Consider the following 19698-nt stretch of genomic DNA (forward strand, 5'->3'; position numbering starts at 1 on the left):
GCCTCAAGTTTTTCTTTAGAGGACCAATCCTGGGGACGTTTTTCATGTTTAGCCATCGTGGTACTTCCTGGGTGCTGGATTGTTTTAAGCCAGTATCGCATGGTAGACGCAGGTACTCCCATATCTTTGGCGACCTGAGCTTGAGAATTAGAACCTGTAAGTACCATTTTGACTACATTTTCCTTAAAATGCAAAGAGTAAGACATTGAAATAACTCCTGCCCCTTGTGATATTAAAAATAGGATGAAAGAGATATTTGGCTCCAAGAGGAGGCCCCCCGGGGGGCCTCCTCTTGGCCCTCCCTCAAAATTCATCCAAGGCGACATCTATCCTGACACATGGGGCTTGTTTGTTCAACGGAACCGTCAACGGTCAAACATCGCTGGCAGAAGAGTCAACTTAATCTACCTGATTCACGCATATCCTCAAAATGAGCATTGAAGGAATCTAATACACACTACTCAGCAGACGGTTTAGTCATACGTGACTTATTTCGAGCGTTCGAATATACACTCAGGGCAGTAACAGTGACCAAAATCAGTCCCATGCCGAAAATCTGCGGGGAGGCCAGGGTTTCATTTAAAATCAGAACCCCGAATAGAGAAGCAGTGGCTGGCTCGACCATCGCCACAATAGATGCTACAGTCGGTGTGGTATGTTTCAGGCCGATGATATAGAGAATAAACGACAAGCCGGTGCCAAACAGCCCCAAGGCCACGAACAGCGGCCAACTCGGAGCTTTCAGCACTGCCAGGGCTTGATCGGCATCGCTTAGCCACATAAGTATTACTGTGAGTACAGCTAAGGCTATCACAAGGATCCCTTGCGGGCTGCCGTGGGGAGCAGCATACTTAAATCCGAAGATGAATACCGCATAGGACAGGCCGGAAAGCAGCCCGGCAGCGGCGGCGATGGGTGTAACCTCTCCCGCTCCGCCCTTGTAAATGCCTGTGAGCAACACCACTCCAAACATCACCATAGCGATAGCAGCCCACTTGAACAGAGCCGGTTTTTCAAGCTTAAGTGTGAAGGACAGGAGATAGACGAACACCGGGGCACAGTACATCAGGGTCACCGCAACCGCGACACTGCCCTCTGCGATGCTTATTAAATAAAATGCCAGGTTGCCAGCTACGCCCACACCGGCAATCGTAGACCAGAACCACAGTCGGCCACTTGTTAGACCGCTGCCGTGCGGACGAATCGATAGCCATACAATAACGAACAAAAACCCGATGGCACCCCAGTAGAATGACACCACAACCGGATCCCAGCCCTGGGCCGTAAGAATGCCGGCAATCCCGCCGGACAGTCCCCAGCATAGTGCTGCAAGTGCTACGAAAGTCGTACTGAGCAGACCATTCTGTTTGATAAAAAAACCTCATTAGCAGCCATGGAAAGGTGAGTGATCGCCCTTGGTCTTAACCCAGCCAAGGATGATCCCACGGGTTCCTGTTCGCTCAAGGGGGTAGATTTTCAACACAATGGAGCCCTGTCTGCTTCCCTTGCTCTGCCAACCCTTGTTGTCCAGGAAGGGGACTACAGAGTTGGTTCGTTGGGGGGCAACGCCCGCCATTACTTTGAAGGACTGGCAGGTGGTTCCTGATTTCTGTCCTTTCATTGCAGTTACTGAGTTCATGACTGACCGGAAACAACCATATCTGGTGCACAATTGGTTTAATGTCTGTTGATTGAAAAGATTCATCCGAAAGCGTTGCCCCCGGATGAATCTTTTTTCGTCGCAGTTGATTACATTTTTTTAACCCAGATAGGATTGGTCAAAGCCTTATTTCCTTCCTTATCTTCAATGACCAGGGCATACCAGGTATCTTTCTCAGGATTTAAGTCAAAAGATAGTATTTTGCTTTGACTGCCGTCTAAGTTCTCCTGCAGTACATAGCCTTCAATTTCGCCTTCATCATTGAAACCTGCCCCTTCAGACACTACAGTCACTTTTTCCAGACCATTCACTGAAAAGGCTTCAAACCTGAAAGCAAAGGTGTCTGAACTCAGCTGAACAGTATTTCCAAAATCATGCTCAGGGTATACAAGTGGACCCTGTGATGTATAGGAACGTCCACTTTTCAGGGACTTGTAATACTTTTCCAGAGTAAAGTCACCGTCAATTCCGGCATAAGTTCTCAGGTTGCCTGAAGAATATCTCCACACATCGTGAACATCACTTCCACCTGCCAGGTAATATCTCTGGTTATTGCTCCAGAAGTCCCATGCTCTTTGGGTAGCTTTCCGGTTGTCTGATGCAGAGATAGCACCATTGAGTTCAATGAGGTCAAAGTCAGGATCCCATCCTCCAGGAGCCATGTCCTGTTCCAGACTGTGGAAATACCCGTATGTAATGTATGGGTGCGCAATCATTACCAGTGCATCCATTTCTCTGGCTCTGGCAAATATTTCACTTACACTTCCTGCCGGGTCAATACTGACATCACTTCCGTTCAAGGGAAGGGGAAAGACATTAATATGACCCCAGTTGGGGGAAACTTCAATTCCTGAAATAAAAGGTACATTTCTTGACTGAGCAAGATTCTCAATTTCCAGATTGTTGGCTATGGAGTCATGATCACTTACAAATACAATATCCAGACCACTGGCCAGCTGTGATCTGACCATATATTCAGGAGGCGTGACACCGTCCAGAATATCTGAATGATGGTGAAGATCAGTTGAGTACCAGCCTCTTTGTGCGGGATCAATGTCAATGGAGACAGACTGGGTAATGCTGTGATTGCCTTCCGGCTCTACAGTCATACTCACCTGCTCACCTTTGGAAATGAAACCAGCACCGTGTGAAACTGTAAACTCATATTCCCCTGGAGCAACCACAAAATCAGCAACTCCGAGGCTATCCAGTTTGGTAAAAAAAGTGCTTGCGCCAACATACTCAACCAGTATTTCCGGACCCTGCGTCACCTCAATCCGGGCGTCAACAGGTGTATTATCTGCCTTGTCAGTTACTTTGACCGTAACATTACCGCCTTTTTGCATATCACTGAAGTTCATCTCGATTTTTTCATCGTTTCTGACAGCTGCTGTCTGAACAGATGTCAGAGAATAGCCCTTGGCCACAGCGTGAACCTGGTATTCACCAGCAGGCAGCGGTATTTCGTAGACTCCATTGTCACCAACGGTCCAGGCGTAGAGAAGATTTTCCCCACAAGGCGTGGCCTTTTCAAAAATGACAACCGGCTTGTCAATGATGTTGCCATCAGTTGTTTTGACCATTCCGGATACTTTTCCAAAGTTTTGGTCCTTGATATCCAGGTTCTTATTCATGACCTGAGCAGTGCTTCCAATATCCTCGAACTGAATCCAGGCTTCTAAGGTTACACTGTCCCCGGGCTTCATGGTTTTGCTCTGATAGAGATCGCGCCATCCTGTTCCCCAGGCAAAGTCGGTAAAGCCTGGATAATGCAGGGCCATGGCAAAATTTTCATCATAACCTAATACAAAGTCGCCAAACCAGTCCTCGCCAACCTGACCATATCCTCGCTCAGTCGTGCCCCATGGGCCGAACATATATCCGCTAAGAGTGCACAGGGAATAGCCGGCCAGCAAATCTTCGTATGTCTTTTCTCCCTCATTGGTCATCTCGGTGGAAACCATGAGGACTGTGCTGCCTGATTCAACAATATAAGTTGTAATCAGGGCTATATCCTCATCATAATCTCTTTTTATCTGGATGACAGCCTTTTCAGGGGTATGGCTGACTATGCTCACTTCCTGATAGCTGCTTGGCCACGCAGACCAGCCATGGGGCAAAAAATCAATTAGTGCTGTTCTGTTATCGGTCCACTCTCCATCAACAAATATTGCAGAATCAACAATGGATCCATGGGGAACTCCCCAGGGTGGCGTGGTACCTACGGCAAAGGATATTTTGTAGAACTCATTGGATACTGTCAGGTCTTCTTCGTGAAGAGCAATGCCGTTAACAATATCTGTTGGACCGATTTTAATGCTGACACCCTGGGGTGCTGTTCCAGCCTGAGCAAAACCAAATCCCGCTGTAAGAAAAAAAATGAACATTAAGAAAATGTTGAAAAAATATCGCACATTTACCTCTCTGGTTAAAATTAATAAAAATCGTATCTGTTTAGCGCTTTTAAGGAAAGCAGGGACAGGCACTCCGGGACCCACTTGATCATCAATTTGTGCTCAAAATGACTCATTTTTGGGACAAGAGGGTCCCGGAAGAGCCAGTCCCCCTCCGGGCTGTATGCCTCCGGGCAGGAAGCCGTGCCACATCCAAAGCGCTAAACAGATACTAAAAATCAAATCTTGACCTGTAAGTTAGCCTCGCTGCTGCAAAGTCTTATAAAAGCCCTCCTTTGTTTATGCGTAAAATCCTTTAACAGCCTGTTGAAAAAGTCCTTATTGAACGGCCTGTTAAAGCTTAAATTTCTTTTCCAGCCTGACCCCAGTTCTTTGCAAAGTTTCTAAGGAAGGACTGCCATTTTCATCCCAGCCTCTGATCTGGTAATAATCCTTAAGCAGATATTTCATGTCATCCTCTGTAATGTGGTGTCCTTTATGCGGGCCGCTGGGCAGTGGTTCTTCCACAAAACGCTGGGGCAGTCTTTCATCCCTTATGTCCATTCCTTCTCTTAAGTTAAAAATCCGGGTTACATTCCAGATCCTCTCGCCAAGTTCATCAAAAAATGATGCCTGTATATCACTGCCTGTTGCAGCGTTTAAGAGCAAAGCATAAGTTTCAGGGCTTACCCCCATGGCTCCAAAGTCGCATTTCACCAGACAATCAGTTCCAGCGAGATAATTCTGCAGAGAAAAGACCAGCTCGGCCTTGCCTTCCAGCTCCAGGGCCTTGACCGGCTTTCCTTTCCATTCCATACCTGTGGATTCATATCCTGCTGGAAATCCTCGCTGATGACAGGCTCCTCTATCAGCAGTCATATAGGCCAGGCCCATACCTGGAGTGCCTCTGGGTCCCCAGGCAGGCATTTCCATGCCTTTGACATGAATAGCCAGGTGTTCAGCCTCTGGACCAAGCTCCTGGGCAGCACGTTTCACCCCTTGGGAAAGCAGTCTCCCGAGATGACCTTTTCCAAAGGCAATCATTTCAATCAAATCAGCTGCAGCTTTGGCATTGCCGAATTCCAGTTTCAGATCATCTTTAGATTCGATGAGTCCTTTTTCAGCTGCTTCAAAAGCAAAACTTATGCATGCCCCGGCTGATATGGTATCTACACCCAGCTCATCGCAAAGCCGGTTTAAGTGGGCTACAGCCCTGGGATCTCCTATTTCAAGGTTGGTTCCCAGCATGGCTGCAGTCTCATACTCCACAATATCGGTTACAAAAGAAGCATATCTCCCGGTTCGGACAGCTCCCATCTGAGAGCAGGCTATGGGACAGCCGAAACAGGCAGATCTGGAAAGCCAGAGTTTTTGGGATTGTCCCTTGTCTCCAAGTTTTGCAGCCAGGGGGGAAGTGCCATCGGAAAAGTTTCTGGATGGAATCAAACCTGTTTCATTGGCAAATTCAACCGACCCGGCAGTACCTGTAGCCATGAGCCCCTGACAATCCAGACTGTCATAGATCTCTTTGTTAGCCCTGCTTAAAGCCAGGTTGAACTTTTTGTGGTCATGGATTTTGACCAGTTTGTTACCTTTGAGAGCTATGGCCTTGAGATTTTTTGAGCCCATAACAGCGCCTGCTCCGCCGCGTCCTGCCTGTCGGTTGGTTTCACAGCAGATCAGGGCAAAAGGAACCTGGTTTTCTCCGGCAGGTCCTATGGTGGCAATTTTAAAATTATCATCACCCAGTTTGGCCTTGATGCTCTGATTGCTTTTAATGGCATCCTGTCCCCAGATATCATGGGCTGGCACTAAACCTGGGCCGTTATGATCAATCTGAAGAAAAACCGGATCAGGCGACTTTCCGGTAAATATCAGGGCATCATACCCGGCATACTTTATTTCCGGACCAAAATAGCCGCCAAAATATGAGTCCAGAAATGTATTGGTTAGGGGGGACTTGGTGACTACGCAGGCCCTCATGGCCGGAGCCAGGGTTGCAGTCAAAGGACCGGTCAGAAACATAAGTGCGTTTTCAGGGCCGAGGGGATCAGCTTTTTCCGGAACAATATCCAGAAGCATTCTGGCTCCCCAGCCTTTGCCACCAAGATAGTCATCAAACATCCAGGCAGGCGGCTCGAAAGCATTAAAACTTCCCCTGCTCAGTTCTATATGCAGTATCTGGTTCATATATGATTGTGCCATCTTACTCTCCACTTTGCCTGTTTTCTTGTCCAAGTTCCAGGGCTCCAAAAGGACAGACCTGAACACATTGCGGGTTGCCCTGACACAAGTCACACTTATAGGCCTTCTGGGTTTCCAGATCCCTGTGGATTACTCCAAGAGGACAGTATTGACTGCACAGCCTGCAGGAGATGCACTTTTTTTGATCAATAACTACAGCCTGTGTCTGTTCATCTCTATAAATGGCCTTTACCGGACAGACCTTCATGCACATGGCATTCCGGCACTGCTGACACACTACAGGGATATGAGCCAGATTTTCCCATAAATGCCTTATAATCAGCATCCCCTTATTGGGATTGTATCCTCCGAACACATGCATGGAACATGCAGTTTTGCATAATGCACAGCCTGTACAAAGATCAAAGTGGGTACGAATGAATACTTGTGGTTTTGTTTGTTCCATGATTTTCCTGCAAAAAGTCGGGAAAAAATTATTCAGCAAAAAACATCTCCATAACTCTTTGTCTTTACTGACTCCTGACCCCTGCCTGCCCGGTTAAACAAATCCGAAGGATTTCCTGCAAAGCAGGGTTTAACAGGGCCTGCCCCGTGAAACAGCCCGCAGGGCTCCCTGTCGAAGACAGGGGTTTCACTGGGGACACCTGACTGCTGTGGCTGCAAAAATATTTTTTGCAGCCAAATCTTCCATGCAGGGCTCTTGAAAAAAATAATCCAAGGGCTAATGCCTGAGCAGACACCAGCCCCTGGATTGAACTTAGTTTTTTTTACTGATTTAATGCAGCTTCAAATACCGGCAGTGCAGGCTGACCATCAGCTGTAGTTATGCCTTCAAGCCATCCCTGGTATACTTCGGGATTATTTCTGAGCCATACCAGCCCGGCATCCAGATGTTCCATGGTATTGTCTTCATGAAGCATAGTCATGGCTTCATTGACCATATCAATGGGAACCAGATAGTTTTCCAGGAAGCTGTTTACCATGGGATGATCATCAGCAAAGCCATTCCTAACGTTAATATAGACTGTAGCAGTACCGTCATTTTCTCCAAAAGTAGTTTCATCACTGCCCTTCAGATATTCCATATCAATAATATTGTTCATCCAGTGCGGTGACCAGCCCAGAAAAACGATCCATTGATTGTTTCTGGTATAACTCTGAACCTGTGAAAGCATCCCTGTCTCACTGGAAGGAATTATGTCAAAATCCCCAAGGCCGAACATGTTTTCTGCAATCATCATTTCAATGACTTCATTGCCGTCATTACCTTCTTCAATGCCGTAGATCTTATAATCCAGCTTGTCTGCAAATTTGGCAATATCTTCAAAGTGCTGCAATCCGCCTTCATATACATAACGAGGTACTGCCAGGGTGTACTTTGCGTTTTCCATAATGGGGTCCATCTGAATAACCCTGCCGCTTTCAAAATGAGGGGTGGCAATACCGCTCATGGTAGGCATCCAATTACCCAGGAATACATCCGCTTCGTCAGTTGCCAGGGCCTGGTAGGCAATGGGCACGGACAGCATCATGCTCGAGGCTCTATACCCAAGATTATCAAGAATAAATTCAGCAACTTCAGTTTTAACTGTTACACAGGTCCAGGGAACATATACAAAGCGAACTTCCTTGGATGCAAAAGCCTTGGATCCCATTATTATTGTCAGTAAAAAAAATACCATTACCATTAGTCTCATCAGTCGTTTTTCCATTTTTAAACTCCTTGTTATCTGGTTAAAAATAAGTTTGGCCCTGTGTCGTCCTGGTGGGACGCTTCAAAAAAAACTGGACCCCGAATCAAGTTCGGGGTGACGGTTAAAGAAAGTACTTACTCATTTCCGTCATTCCGGCGAAAGCCGGAATCCAGGTTTTGATGGGTGTAATTTACTTGCGTTATTTCTCGTGCCTGTAAAAATTCAGGTTTGAGGCGGGCAGAGGAGTGTTGCCAAGAATAATATCAGCGGCTTTTTCCCCAATCATCAGTACCGGCGCACATATGTTTCCGTTGGTAATTTCAGGCATGACAGATGCGTCAACTACTCTTAAGCCCTCAATTCCATGCACTTTTAACTCACTGTCTACAACAGACATGTCATCATAGCCCATCTTGCAGGTGCAACTGGGATGATAGGCGCTTTCACCTTCTCTCGCTACAAAATCCAGGATCTGTTCATCGGTCTTGATATCCGGTCCTGGGGATAATTCTTTATCACGCAGTTCATCAAAGGCCTTCTGATTAAATATTCTGCGGGAACATTTGATGGCTTCAACCCACTCCTTGCGATCCTTTTCTGTGGAAAGGTAATTAAACAGGATCTTAGGGTATTTTGTAGGATCATTGGAGGTAATTTTTACATGTCCTTTGGCGTCACTGTACATTGGTCCCACGTGAAGCTGAAATCCGTGTCCCTCACTCGGAGCTGAGCCATCATAGCGAATGGCAATGGGCAGAAAATGAAACTGAAGATTGGGATACTCCACTTCATCATTGCTGCGGATAAACCCTCCAGCCTCAAAATGATTGCTTGCTCCAATACCCTTTTTGGCAAAAAGCCATTCAAGGCCGATTTTGGGCATGTTCCAGGGTTTAAGGGCTGGATAGAGGCTGACTGGTTTTTTGGCAGCGCACTGGATATATGTTTCTAAGTGGTCTTTAAGATTCTCACCGACTCCGGGCAGATTCATCACCACTGGTATTCCAAGTGCCTTAAGTTCTTGTGCATTTCCAATGCCTGAAAGCTGTAGAAGTTGGGGTGAATTTATGGCACCCCCGCAGCAGATTATTTCAGAAGCATGTGCTGTGTACTTATTTTTGCCTTTTTTATATTCAACACCAACAGCCTTTTTGCCTTTGAATAATATCCTGGTGGTCAGGGCCTTGGTAACAACCTTGAGGTTGGAACGATGCATGGCCGGGTGGAGATAGCCCCTGGCTGTACTCCAGCGCCTGCTGCGATAGGTAGTACTTTCAAACCTGGCAAAGCCTTCCTGCTGATACCCGTTGACATCTTTGGTCAAGGGATAACCTGCCTGTTGAACTGCCTTGAAAAAGGCATCAAACAACGGATTGTCACACTTGGGTGTAGTCAGGTACTGACGACCGTTATCACCCTGATAAGCATCAGCACCTTTAAGCCTGTATTCCATTTTTTTGAAATAAGGCAGGCAGTGGGCATAATCCCAGTTTTCAAGGCCTTTGATGGCCCCCCACTTTTCATAATCCATGGCATTGCCGCGAATATGGATCATGCCGTTGATGGAACTTGAACCACCAAACACTTTACCTCTGGGCTGGGCAATGCGCCGGTTATGCATAAAAGGCTCCGGCTCTGATTCATACCCCCAGTTATAAAAATTGTTTGTCAGATTGAAGGACAAAGCAGAAGGCATGTGAATCCGGAAATCTAAGCGGTGGTCCCTGCGGCCCGCCTCCAGAACCAGCACTTTTCTGTCCGGATCAGCACTGAGTCGGTTAGCGAGAATGCTTCCGGCAGTTCCTGCGCCAATTATAATGGTGTCATATTTTTTTGTCATTTAAGTCTCCGTAATTTTATGTATTTGTTTGTGTGCTCACTTTTTTCCTTAATATCAGATAATGATAGCTGATGTATGATTTGGCCTTGATGGGATCTGAAGCAGCAATCTCTTTCGCAGTATGCTGCCAGTTCTCCACTGCGTAGGCCCTGTACTCAGCATCTTCATACAGGGCATTATCCATGGAACTGAAGCCAAGCTGAATGGCCCGCATTATCCATTCAAAAATTGGATTTTTCGTCATCTGGGCAAAAAGGATATTCAGCTCCCTGTCTAACTCCACCAGGCTTTCAAGAGACTGACCATCGGCTTTGACAGTTTCAGCCAACATGTCAGTCTTTTCAATAAGCATTTCTTTTTCTTTTTTTGTGCCCCTGGCAATGGCCAGGTCAGTTATTACATAGTCCAGGCTTTCTCGAAATTCGATAATCTGCATGGAATCTGTCTGGTTTTGCCTCAAAAAAAGAGCAAACGATTCACTGACATTTACTACTTCAAGATTCTTGACGTAAGCCCCACCCTTAGACCCCTTGAGTATGTCGATGAGGCCCTTCTGCTTCAGAACCTGAAGGGCTTCCCTGACAACACCACGACCTGTCTTAAACAGGTTTTGCAGCTCTCGTTCACTGGGGAGTCTTTGCCCTGGAGTGATCTTGCCGGCAAGAATTGCGGCCTGGATCTGCAGGGCAATGTCTTCACCTGCACGCCCTGCTTTTACAGGCTCAAAAAGATTATTAGTCATCATTCAGGCTTAATGGACCTACCATTTTATTGGGCGTTAAAGTTTTTTTGTGCATAGAAAAGAATGATTCAGGGCTTATTATGACCAGGAATTGAGGCCAGAGCGCATGATTGAGAGCTTTTTTGGCTCAAATGGTAAGACCATTCTATACAATAATCATACGTTGTCAACCATCAAAGTATGTTGATTTTTGAATTTAAGGGAATTAAACTGCGCTTACTTATATGCGCCTCGCATGGGGACCCTGGACGAACTTGTGAGTAACTTATATCCACTCGTTTCCAGGCTGGAGCCTTGGAACAAGAACAATAAGGAAGTGATCATTTAGATCAAACCTCCCCCAACCCCTCCTTGAAAAGGAGGGGAGTAGTCCGTGCTGTGCTCTAAATACTACAGGGTTGTGCTACATCAACCATCTGAAATAATAGGCATAAAATTGTAGTTACTTAGCAGCTCCTCACCCGGGTGTCCCGGGACCGAACTTGTGAGTAACTGCCTTGATAAGTGGAGCCTGCATCCTGCAGACTATTTAATTCAAGGCGGCTGGAAGCCGCCTCCACATTGAAGAACAGTCCCATATCTGAAAATTGGGACAGTCCCCGCGAGGAAACATTAAAAAGTTTGATACTGCATTGGTTTCTGGCAAAAATCGGTTTTAATGAAAAAATTTACATAGCGAGGGACAGTCCCCCTCCGGGCTGTAAGCCTCCGGGCAGGAAGCTGTGCCATGCGCAAAGTTCCCATCTTTGACGGAACTTTTCATTCGTTCACAGGCTTCAGCTTAGTGATGTTTTGCTCTCGCTACTTTAATCACTTCATTAAAATGTGGCTGGTGCTACCAAAAAGCGATGCTCTCAGGCTGGGTTCTAAGTACAAGAGCTGAAAGAACCTTCCGGAAAATGGTCTTGCTAACACTGCTCAAAAGAATTAGCATAATCCTTCACGTTGACTGTGAATCAATACTATAGACAACTATTTCAGGTTTTCCATGCAAAATGCCAGACAACCCATAAACAGATGGTTAGACCGACTTGATCCGGATGGTTCAAGATACCTTTTCAATGGTATATGTTCTCAATGGGAACAGATAGTTGGCCCTGAAGTTGCGCAAATGGTCAGCCCGTTGGCTCGAAAAAATAAAACCCTGATCTTAGGGGCTGAGGACAACTTTGTTTTGCAGGAGTTTACATTTATGTCTCAAGAAATTGTGGACAGAGTAAACGAGTTTTGCGGATCTGTTTTTTTTGACAAGGCCCATGTAGAACTGCTAAAGGGCAGAACTCCACTTGATCAGATACAGGTTTTAAAACCTGCAGTTAAGACAAAAGCTAAAAAGCCGCCAAACCTTGGTAAGCTCGGAGACACTGTGCCCAGTGATTCACCTGTCTGGCGCGTATACAGGCAATATGTAGATTTTTTTAACAAGAAAGCGTAAGCAGATAAAACAAATTACCCAATACAATCACCCAAGGAGGACCTTATAATGAGCAATGAGATTAATCTTGATCTGAAAAAACCCTTAGACAAAATGACATCTAAAGAACTTAAGCAGCTTGCCATGGATAAAATCCCCCAGATTACTGGAGCTTCTGGCATGGATAAGGAATCACTGCTTTCAGCCATTAAGGAAGTACTCGGCATAACTGAAGAAGAGGGCTCAGCCAAAAAAGCTTACCAGGACCAGATCAAGTCCATCAAGCAAACTATCAAGGAATTGCAGGCCAAAAAGCTTGATTTACCCAAGAAAGAAAAACAGGCTCGCGAGGCCCTGCGCAAAAAAATTCACAGCCTCAAAAAACGCACCAGACGATTAAGCGCTCATTAGTACTTACTCCTGAAACCCTGTCATAAAAAAACAAGAAATTTTGAACCGCAAAGGCGCGAAGGACTCAAAGTTAAGACTATAAAGAAGATATTTTTTTGAAAACCAGGCATCGGTTTTCAAAAAGTTCTTTCTTCCTTTGCGCCCTTTGCGTCTTGAGTGAGTCTTCGAACGGGCGGTTAAGATATTTTTTTTGACAATAGATTTGAGGCTACCGCCATGGAACCAACAGACAACGAATTTGCACTGTACCCCATAGGTTATGTGGAGTCTGAATTCACAAACAAGAAAGACTGCCCATGCCAGGGCAACAATTCCTGCCCTCCGGCCATAATCCGCATCAAACCACAGTTCAAGCAGGCCATGTCAGGATTGGCTGCTGGTCAAAACATCGTTCTTATTACTTTCCTGAACAGGGGAAACAGAAATGTTCTGCAGTGCCATCCAAGAAATGATAAAACACTGCCCATAACCGGTGTGTTTGCTACTCGAAGCCCCAACAGGCCCAATCCTCTGGGCATGCATCAGGTTGAAATTCTGTCCATGGGAGATGACTTTATCCAGGTTCATCCGCTGGAAGTACTGGATCAGACCCCGGTAGTTGATATCAAGCCTGTATTGGGAACCTCAGAAAAAAATAGGAAGGAAAGCTCAGACTGCAGCGATGTTGCACGCTTTTTTACAGAAGATGAGATTCAAGGTCTTATTAGAATCTCGCGGTATGCCTGCACAAAAGGTTTGCTTAGCGGTTTTAACGGCAATCTGAGCATTAAAAAACAGGACTATGTCCTGATTACTGGCTCTAACAGGCCCAAACCATTTTTATCCGCTCAGGATATGTGTGTTATGAGTCTAAGCTCAGGAACACAAGTGGCAGGAAGTGCAAAAGCTTCTACAGAGGCAGAAATGCATTTGGAGATTTATAGAAATCAATGTGAAGCAGGTGCTGTTGCTCATACCCACCCCAAAAATTTACTGTCCCTCAGCAGGGTAATGGGCAATTTATCTCTGAGTGATATTGAGCTTTATGAGGCAAAACATCTGGCTGGGAAGGTTTGTAATGTGCGGGCTTTTCAGCCAGGCAGCCTGGAACTGGCTCTCGATGTTGGGTCTGCAAGCCTTAAGCATAGTTGCATTTTTATGATCAACCACGGACTGACCTGTTGGGGACAAAGCTTAGAACAGGCTATGGCTTTGAGTGATGAACTTGATGCCCTGGCCGGCATCCAGCTCAACAAGCTAATGACTGATGAAGCAAACTCATCAAAGGGTATTTAAAAACATTCCATCATCCCTAAGGAAAACTTTCCGGATAATTGCAGTTTTACCATTTATATATGGCATTGGGACCGACTCTTCCGGGACCCACTTCCTCAAAAACAAGTCGTTTAAAACATCTTTTGACTCTCAAATAAGCCCCGGAATGCCTGTCCCCTGCTTTTTCCCGAAAAAAACAAACTGTTAATCTCGATAAAATCTCTCAAGGCTAAAGATTTGCCTTTTGATACTCATAAATAAAAGTCGCGTATTCTTCATAACTGCCGAATGAAATCTCCTGCTCTCCAAAATCTCCGGTCAGGGTCAGATTGAAAACCTTGGAACCGCTGGAGCTGTCCATTTTTTCAGTTTTTCCTTTTATTTCAGACAAAGGAATCTTTTTGCTGAAAAACAACCATTGAGGAATTGAAACCGCCTTGTTCTGTGCGTCAAATTTGGCCTGACCCATGCTGACCTCCCTTAGATTAAGTTAGTAAAAAATATAATTGATAAAACATTAACCCTACCAATTTAAAGTTTTCTTCCAGGCCTTTGCCAAATCAGAAATTCTGGCGGACATGAGCAATTTTTCTCCGCTTTGAACCTTAAGCTCATCAGCTGATATTGTTTCACCAATGCAGGCCCATATCTGTCCGGAAAACAGTTTTTCAAAATCTGCCCTGTCCTCAGGCCTTACGCTTACCAGAAAACGACTCGCAGATTCACTGTAGAAGAGGTCCGGCCAATAGGCGTTATGATCATCAGCTGGTACCAGATCCATGTCAATGCAAGCCCCCTTTCCGCCGCCTATGGCCATTTCAGTCAAAGCAACTCCGAGCCCACCGTCGGAAAGGTCATGACAGGCAGTTACTAATTTTTTGCGCATGGCCTCATGTAACGTAAGGTATCTTTGCCGGGCTGAAAGTGCGTCTACCTGAGGAACCTGCCCACAATTAACGCCAAGCCTGGAATGGTATTCACTGCCGCCCAGCTCTACCCTGGTCAACCCCAGAATATAAATTGCCTCCTGAGATGACTTGAAGTCAGATGACACGCACAGATTGATATCGTCAATTACACTCATAACGGAAAAAAGCACTGTGGGCGGTATGGATATCCTCATATCTCCGGATACATAATCGTTTTTCATGGAATCCTTTCCTGAAACACAGGGAACCCCATAAGCTCGACAATAGTGAGCCAGGGCCTGATTGGCCCGGACCAGCTGAGCCAGCTTATACCGGCCATCTGGATTTTTATCTGAAACTACAGGATCACACCAGCAAAAGTTATCAACACCGGCCATGTGCCGCAAATTTCCACCTACTGCCACATTATTGCGCACAGCCTCATCAATGGCATTGGCCATCATCCAGTAGGCATCATAATCGCTGTATTTTGGGCAAATGCCATTGGAGATGACCAACCCTGTGTTTTTGGCAAGATCCGGCCTGACAACTGCAGCATCACCTGGACCATCAGCATTCACTCCCATTAGTGGTTTAATGACGCTGCCACCCTGCACTTCATGATCATATTGCCTGATGATATATTCCCTGGAACAGATATTGAGCCTGCCAAGCATTTCAGACAAAAATTCACCTGATTCCTGAACACCTTTTTGAATGACCTGTTCAGGAAAGACAGGCTTTTGCCATTCAGCCTCCAGCTTCATCTGGGACAAACCATTGTGTAGAAAATCCATTTCAAGACAGGCCACATGCTTTGCACCGTACCTTACCTTGAACATGCCGTCAGAAGTAAAACGACCAAGTACAGTGGCTTCAACATCCATCTCTGCGGCCAGGGAAAGAAACTCCTCAATCCTGCTTTCCGGAACAGCCAGTGTCATCCGCTCCTGAGCTTCGGACAAAAGAATTTCCCAGGGCTTTAAACCGTCATATTTTAAAGGAGCAAGACTGAGATCTAAGTCACAACCACCTGAATCCTCAGCCATCTCGCCTACTGAAGACGAGAGCCCTCCTGCGCCGTTGTCGGTTATAGCATTATACAGTCCCATATCTCTGGCCCGCATTATAAAGTCATACATTTTGCGCTGGGTGATGGGATCACCAATCTGGACAGCAGTAGCTGGAGAACCTTCATGAAGTTCTTCAGAAGAAAATGTAGCACCGTGGATTCCATCCTTACCTATGCGCCCCCCGGTCATGACTATCAGGTCTCCAGGCAGAGCCTTTTTTTCATATCCGGGCCGGCCATGAATAAAGGCTGGCATCGTGCCCACTGTGCCGCAAAAGACTAAGGGTTTACCAAGATATCGTTCCTCAAAAACCACAGCGCCGTTGACTGTAGGAATACCTGATTTGTTGCCTCCGTGCTCAACTCCTTCTCGCACTCCCTCCATGACCCTGCGCGGATGCAGCAGCCTGGGAGGAAGTTTCTGGTCATAAAATGGAGAAGCAAAACAAAATACATCTGTGTTGCATAAAAGATTCGCACCCATGCCTGTACCCATGGGATCGCGGTTTACCCCGACAATTCCAGTGAGGGCTCCTCCATAAGGATCAAGAGCGGATGGGCTGTTATGAGTCTCAACCTTGATGCATACATCCATTTCTTCATCAAAAGCGATAACTCCGGCATTATCTTTGAAGACAGACTGACAAAAATCTTTGTCCCCCTTTTGCCTGCGAATATCTTTGGTACTGCCCGCAATGAAAGTATTAAACAGACTGTCTACCCGTTCTGTTCTGCCGGTATCTTTGTTGTGATAATTGATCAAAGCATTGAAAATCTTGTGTTTGCAGTGCTCGGACCAGGTCTGGGCGAGGCATTCCAGCTCAACATCAGTGGGTTGCCCTGGAAGCTTCAGGGATTTCCTGTTCTCGGATATCTGTGGCCTGTCGTAATATTCTCTTATGGTATGCATCTCTTCTAAACTTAAGGCCAGAACCATCTCGCGGCTAAGACGCATAAGTTCTTCATCATTTAAGCTTTTCAAGTCAATGGTTTCTACCTTGTCACCGGCTTTGCCGGTCACTTTGGGCTCAACCAGATCAAATCCAGGTTCCTGCTGCCATTGCTGAAGATTTTTAATATCAAAGCGCTGAATAAGCTCATTGGCGAGAAGATCTGCAGCAATATGTTCTATTGTTTCCCGCGTTAATTCGCCTTTTATCAGGTACTGCCTGCTGGTGTAGACCTGAATTCTCTCATCTTTTTCTCCAAGGACCATGCGCAGGGTCTGGGCTGCAGTGCGTCCCTGATTGTCAGTAACTCCCGGGCGATATCCCACTTCTATGATCCAGTCGAAGTCCCGGGCCAGTGGTGTAAAAGAAGGCTGATGCAGAACCGGATCATGCAGTATCTGTTTTTCCAGTACCTCCTGCTGCTGCATACCGGTTATGCCGGATATGGTAAAACAGTCAATCACCCTGACCGAATCTACAGCAATTTTCAGTTCATCAGCGATCTTTCCCGCAATCTTCCTGCCCTGAACATCTACAACTCTTTCAAGAAGACCAAGTTCTAATTTAACCAGCATGATTTATGAAACTCCTAAACTTTTTGAAAAAGGACTAAACTGTTGCATTAACGTGGAACACCTGACAGTAAAAGATATCAGGAGAAAAACATGGCTTATGCCCATATATATGAATTTCCAGGATTTTTCTTAGCTGCAAACAAAGCCTTATCAGCCCTGCCAAGCAATTCTTCCTTGCTCTCTCCATCCTGCATAATAGCCAGGCCAATGCTCAAACTGACATTGTAGTCGAAATCTGATTCAAAGGACTTGATAAATCTTTTGACCAGTTCCTCAAGCCGTTTTGCGTCGGTTTCCGTAATCAGCAGCACAAATTCATCACCGCCAAATCTGAAAGGATAGTCCATGCCTCTTCTGGAATTGTTAATGAGCAGCCTTCCAAAACTTCTCAATGCTTCATCGCCAGCCTGGTGACCATAACGATCGTTGAACTCCTTGAACATATCCAGATCAAAAAAAACGAGCCCCAGTCCCAGGTTCTTACGTACAGCGCGCTGGGTTTCCCTCTCTAAAAATATGGCAAACTGATGCCGGTTGAAAACCCTGGTCAGGTGATCAAAAGTAGCCTGTTTTTTAATCTTGGCTTCCAGCCTGCGGATGGCTGTCAGATCTCTGCCCACTATAAGATATCGTGGACTTGATGTTCCGCTCAAGGGAGTGCAGATAAGTTCCAGTGACTTACTGGTGCTGTTCATGATAAGATTGACTTCAATGGGTATCTCTGTCTTGTTCAGGACATCTGGGCCCCAGCCCAGTCCAAGTATAGATGATGGCTGTGCCATATTAAAAAAATTCTTACCAGTCAGCTCTTTTTTATATTGCGGAGAAACAAATTGAATTATGCCATTTTTATCCACAATAAAAACAAGATCCTGCATGGAGTTGACAATACCTCGCAATTGCTCGCTCTGCCTGAAAACATCCTTTTCAAGAGTTGTCACTTCTGTAATGTCTTCCAGCAGAACAAGAATCTGAAGCACACCATCCACGCTAACCTTGTGAGCACTAAGATGCCAGCACGGTTCATGACTGTTTTCCATGCGTGTCTCTAAAGGACAAAAAAGCTTGCTGTACTTTGTCTGATTCGGGCTCAGGAAATCATTCCAGGTCTCATCATCAGGAATGTGCGTCAACTCAGCTGCCAATTCCCAGAACTGTCTGTCGCCCGGTTCTGCATCAAGACTGAAAATTTCTTTGAAGCGATTATTTGTCTGCAGAATTTTTCCAGCACTTGAAACCCTGGCTACAGCTACCGGCAGAGAATCCATAATCATGGCCTTGCAAGTAGTGCTCATGGTCCTGTAATAATAGGCTTCAAAGGTACGGGTCAGGAAATTGATGTATAAATCTACTTCAGCGACAGTTTCTTCGCCCAGCGATCCAGACACCTTTATATAGCCTTTATCCTGCAGGTAAAAATGAATTCCGGCCTTATCTAATCTGTCTTCATCCACAGTCTGATTAGGCAGGGGCTCAACTCCATTGGCCCGCGAACAAAAATAATGATTCATCTCCCCGGTCATGGGCGACAAAAGCGCAATTTCAAACTCATCTATCCCCCACAACCAGTGCAGCTGTTTAAGTATTGTCCTCACCACATGGTACAGATCACCCTGAACATCCTGCAATTCCTGAGCGGCAAAGTACAGATCCTGAATTTTGACTACGGGAAAATTATGATATTCTATTTCTTCGTCATTGCTGCTTATGCTTAAACTCTGACACATTGTCTTGAAACGGGTGGAGATGGTTGACCTGACCCGCTCAAAAGCATCTTCGTCTAACCCCAGGATATTCCTGGCAATACTGCGCACCCTGAACAGCTGAGAAATATTGTTTTCACTCATCTCCACTTCAGCCCAGTAAGTAGCAAGGATCAATGTCCGGGCAGGGGAATCATGGTCTTTAATGTTTTCAAGGTCGTGATGACTAATTAACAATTCGCATTCTGACCGGGGAAATCCCCAGGAGGAGAGCAGATCCATTGTCAGAAAAGTATGGTTAACCCCCCAGTGACTTTCTTCTTCCTCAAGCTGATGTGGACGCAAAGTAAGCAGACCATATTTTTCTTTCCTGCATAACGAGGCATACTTTTTCAGTCTTGGATCATCAGAACAACACAGCAGTAGAAGGGACAAGTCTTTAACCATGGCACAAACATACAAAGAATCAGCCTGTGGAAGCTTGAGTTCCCTGGCCAGCAGTTCTGCAGCCATGGCACTCCAGAGAATAACAGCCCAGTTCTGGTATTCTAAATGCTCACATTTACTAAGACGCTCTGTCAGGCTTTTTTTCATGGTTACGGATATGGCCAGCTTGAGTATCTCGGCACTGCCAAGGATAACCATGGCCCTTTTCAAGTCGCTGACTTTCTGATTCAGACCATAATATGGTGAATTGGCGAGAGACATGATCGTTACTGTAAGGCCTGGATCAATTGAGACAATTTTGCTCATCTCGGAAAAATCCGGAGAAGACTTGGAAGCCTCTTTAATCAGTTGCGGCATTACAGGAGGGAAAACAAGATTCAGGCAGTCCCGTAATGGCTTGATAATATCTCTCGAAATATTGCTGTCCATA

Annotated in this window: 15 protein-coding genes; 4 read left to right on the top strand and 11 right to left on the bottom strand. The window is 45.8% G+C overall.

Annotation, left to right across the window (positions count from 1 at the left end; translation table 11 throughout):
* Together LZ23_RS24545 and LZ23_RS06970 are read right to left on the bottom strand one after the other, a co-directional pair.
* Positions 1-206: transposase (locus LZ23_RS24545; protein WP_045212815.1), on the bottom strand; the 206-nt coding region annotated here is incomplete at its 3' end.
* Between the two features lie 251 nt (positions 207-457).
* Complete coding sequence (locus tag LZ23_RS06970; RefSeq protein WP_332308268.1) at positions 458-1372, bottom strand: DMT family transporter; 915 nt, start codon at positions 1370-1372, stop codon at positions 458-460.
* Between the two features lie 33 nt (positions 1373-1405).
* Between LZ23_RS06970 and LZ23_RS06975 the strand changes: the two genes are divergently transcribed.
* Complete coding sequence (locus LZ23_RS06975) at positions 1406-1606, top strand: arginase family protein (protein ID WP_045212769.1); 201 nt, start codon at positions 1406-1408, stop codon at positions 1604-1606.
* A gap of 143 nt (positions 1607-1749) precedes the next feature.
* Here LZ23_RS06975 and LZ23_RS06980 read toward each other — a convergent pair whose 3' ends face one another.
* The 6 genes from LZ23_RS06980 to LZ23_RS07010 all read right to left on the bottom strand — a co-directional run bounded on the left by LZ23_RS06980 (position 1750) and on the right by LZ23_RS07010 (position 10537).
* Complete coding sequence (locus tag LZ23_RS06980; protein ID WP_157493123.1) at positions 1750-4047, bottom strand: CehA/McbA family metallohydrolase; 2298 nt, start codon at positions 4045-4047, stop codon at positions 1750-1752.
* A 360-nt stretch (positions 4048-4407) separates the two neighbouring features.
* A complete protein-coding gene (locus tag LZ23_RS06985; RefSeq protein WP_052507178.1) occupies positions 4408-6258 on the bottom strand; it encodes an aldehyde ferredoxin oxidoreductase family protein in 1851 nt (616 codons plus the stop codon).
* Position 6259: 1 nt separating this feature from the next.
* Positions 6260-6703 carry a 4Fe-4S dicluster domain-containing protein gene (locus LZ23_RS06990; RefSeq protein ID WP_045212818.1) on the bottom strand — a complete coding sequence of 148 codons (444 nt, stop codon included), beginning with the start codon at positions 6701-6703 and terminating at the stop codon, positions 6260-6262.
* A 322-nt stretch (positions 6704-7025) separates the two neighbouring features.
* Positions 7026-7970, bottom strand: coding sequence for an ABC transporter substrate-binding protein (locus tag LZ23_RS07000; RefSeq protein ID WP_045212773.1), 945 nt, complete (start codon positions 7968-7970; stop codon positions 7026-7028).
* A 181-nt stretch (positions 7971-8151) separates the two neighbouring features.
* Positions 8152-9792 (bottom strand): choline dehydrogenase, encoded by a 1641-nt coding sequence (betA, locus tag LZ23_RS07005; protein ID WP_045212774.1) that lies wholly within the window; start codon positions 9790-9792, stop codon positions 8152-8154.
* Positions 9793-9808: 16 nt separating this feature from the next.
* Positions 9809-10537: a FadR/GntR family transcriptional regulator gene (locus LZ23_RS07010; protein WP_045212776.1), complete on the bottom strand. Its 729-nt coding sequence runs from the start codon at positions 10535-10537 to the stop codon at positions 9809-9811.
* Positions 10538-11522: 985 nt separating this feature from the next.
* On the opposite strand from LZ23_RS07010, the gene LZ23_RS07020 reads away from it, so the two are divergent.
* The 3 genes from LZ23_RS07020 (at position 11523) to tsaA (ending at position 13634) form a co-directional block, all read left to right on the top strand.
* On the top strand, positions 11523-11969 hold the full coding sequence (locus tag LZ23_RS07020) for a DciA family protein (protein ID WP_052507181.1): 447 nt from the start codon (positions 11523-11525) through the stop codon (positions 11967-11969).
* A gap of 48 nt (positions 11970-12017) precedes the next feature.
* On the top strand, positions 12018-12359 hold the full coding sequence (locus LZ23_RS07025; protein ID WP_045212780.1) for a hypothetical protein: 342 nt from the start codon (positions 12018-12020) through the stop codon (positions 12357-12359).
* Positions 12360-12575: 216 nt separating this feature from the next.
* Positions 12576-13634 (top strand): tRNA (N6-threonylcarbamoyladenosine(37)-N6)-methyltransferase TrmO, encoded by a 1059-nt coding sequence (gene tsaA, locus LZ23_RS07030; RefSeq protein ID WP_045212782.1) that lies wholly within the window; start codon positions 12576-12578, stop codon positions 13632-13634.
* Between the two features lie 208 nt (positions 13635-13842).
* Here the strand turns inward: tsaA and LZ23_RS07035 are convergent, their stop codons facing one another.
* From LZ23_RS07035 to LZ23_RS07045, 3 genes are all read right to left on the bottom strand, one after another.
* Positions 13843-14082, bottom strand: coding sequence for a hypothetical protein (locus LZ23_RS07035; RefSeq protein ID WP_045212784.1), 240 nt, complete (start codon positions 14080-14082; stop codon positions 13843-13845).
* A 54-nt stretch (positions 14083-14136) separates the two neighbouring features.
* Positions 14137-17118, bottom strand: coding sequence for an AIR synthase-related protein (locus tag LZ23_RS07040; RefSeq protein WP_045212786.1), 2982 nt, complete (start codon positions 17116-17118; stop codon positions 14137-14139).
* Between the two features lie 95 nt (positions 17119-17213).
* Positions 17214-19697 (bottom strand): diguanylate cyclase, encoded by a 2484-nt coding sequence (locus tag LZ23_RS07045; protein ID WP_045212787.1) that lies wholly within the window; start codon positions 19695-19697, stop codon positions 17214-17216.
* Between the last annotated feature and the right edge of the window lies 1 nt (position 19698).

The organism is Desulfonatronovibrio magnus, from assembly GCF_000934755.1.
GTDB classification, from domain to species: domain Bacteria; phylum Desulfobacterota; class Desulfovibrionia; order Desulfovibrionales; family Desulfonatronovibrionaceae; genus Desulfonatronovibrio; species Desulfonatronovibrio magnus.

Coding starts and splice junctions, on each gene's coding strand:
- LZ23_RS06980 (WP_157493123.1), bottom strand. CDS start 4,047: ATGTTCATTTTTTTTCTTACAGCGGGATTTGGTTTTGCTCAGGCTGGA.
- LZ23_RS06985 (WP_052507178.1), bottom strand. CDS start 6,258: ATGGCACAATCATATATGAACCAGATACTGCATATAGAACTGAGCAGG.
- LZ23_RS06990 (WP_045212818.1), bottom strand. CDS start 6,703: ATGGAACAAACAAAACCACAAGTATTCATTCGTACCCACTTTGATCTT.
- LZ23_RS07000 (WP_045212773.1), bottom strand. CDS start 7,970: ATGGAAAAACGACTGATGAGACTAATGGTAATGGTATTTTTTTTACTG.
- betA (WP_045212774.1), bottom strand. CDS start 9,792: ATGACAAAAAAATATGACACCATTATAATTGGCGCAGGAACTGCCGGA.
- LZ23_RS07010 (WP_045212776.1), bottom strand. CDS start 10,537: ATGATGACTAATAATCTTTTTGAGCCTGTAAAAGCAGGGCGTGCAGGT.
- LZ23_RS07020 (WP_052507181.1), top strand. CDS start 11,523: ATGCAAAATGCCAGACAACCCATAAACAGATGGTTAGACCGACTTGAT.
- LZ23_RS07025 (WP_045212780.1), top strand. CDS start 12,018: ATGAGCAATGAGATTAATCTTGATCTGAAAAAACCCTTAGACAAAATG.
- tsaA (WP_045212782.1), top strand. CDS start 12,576: ATGGAACCAACAGACAACGAATTTGCACTGTACCCCATAGGTTATGTG.
- LZ23_RS07035 (WP_045212784.1), bottom strand. CDS start 14,082: ATGGGTCAGGCCAAATTTGACGCACAGAACAAGGCGGTTTCAATTCCT.
- LZ23_RS07040 (WP_045212786.1), bottom strand. CDS start 17,118: ATGCTGGTTAAATTAGAACTTGGTCTTCTTGAAAGAGTTGTAGATGTT.
- LZ23_RS07045 (WP_045212787.1), bottom strand. CDS start 19,697: ATGGACAGCAATATTTCGAGAGATATTATCAAGCCATTACGGGACTGC.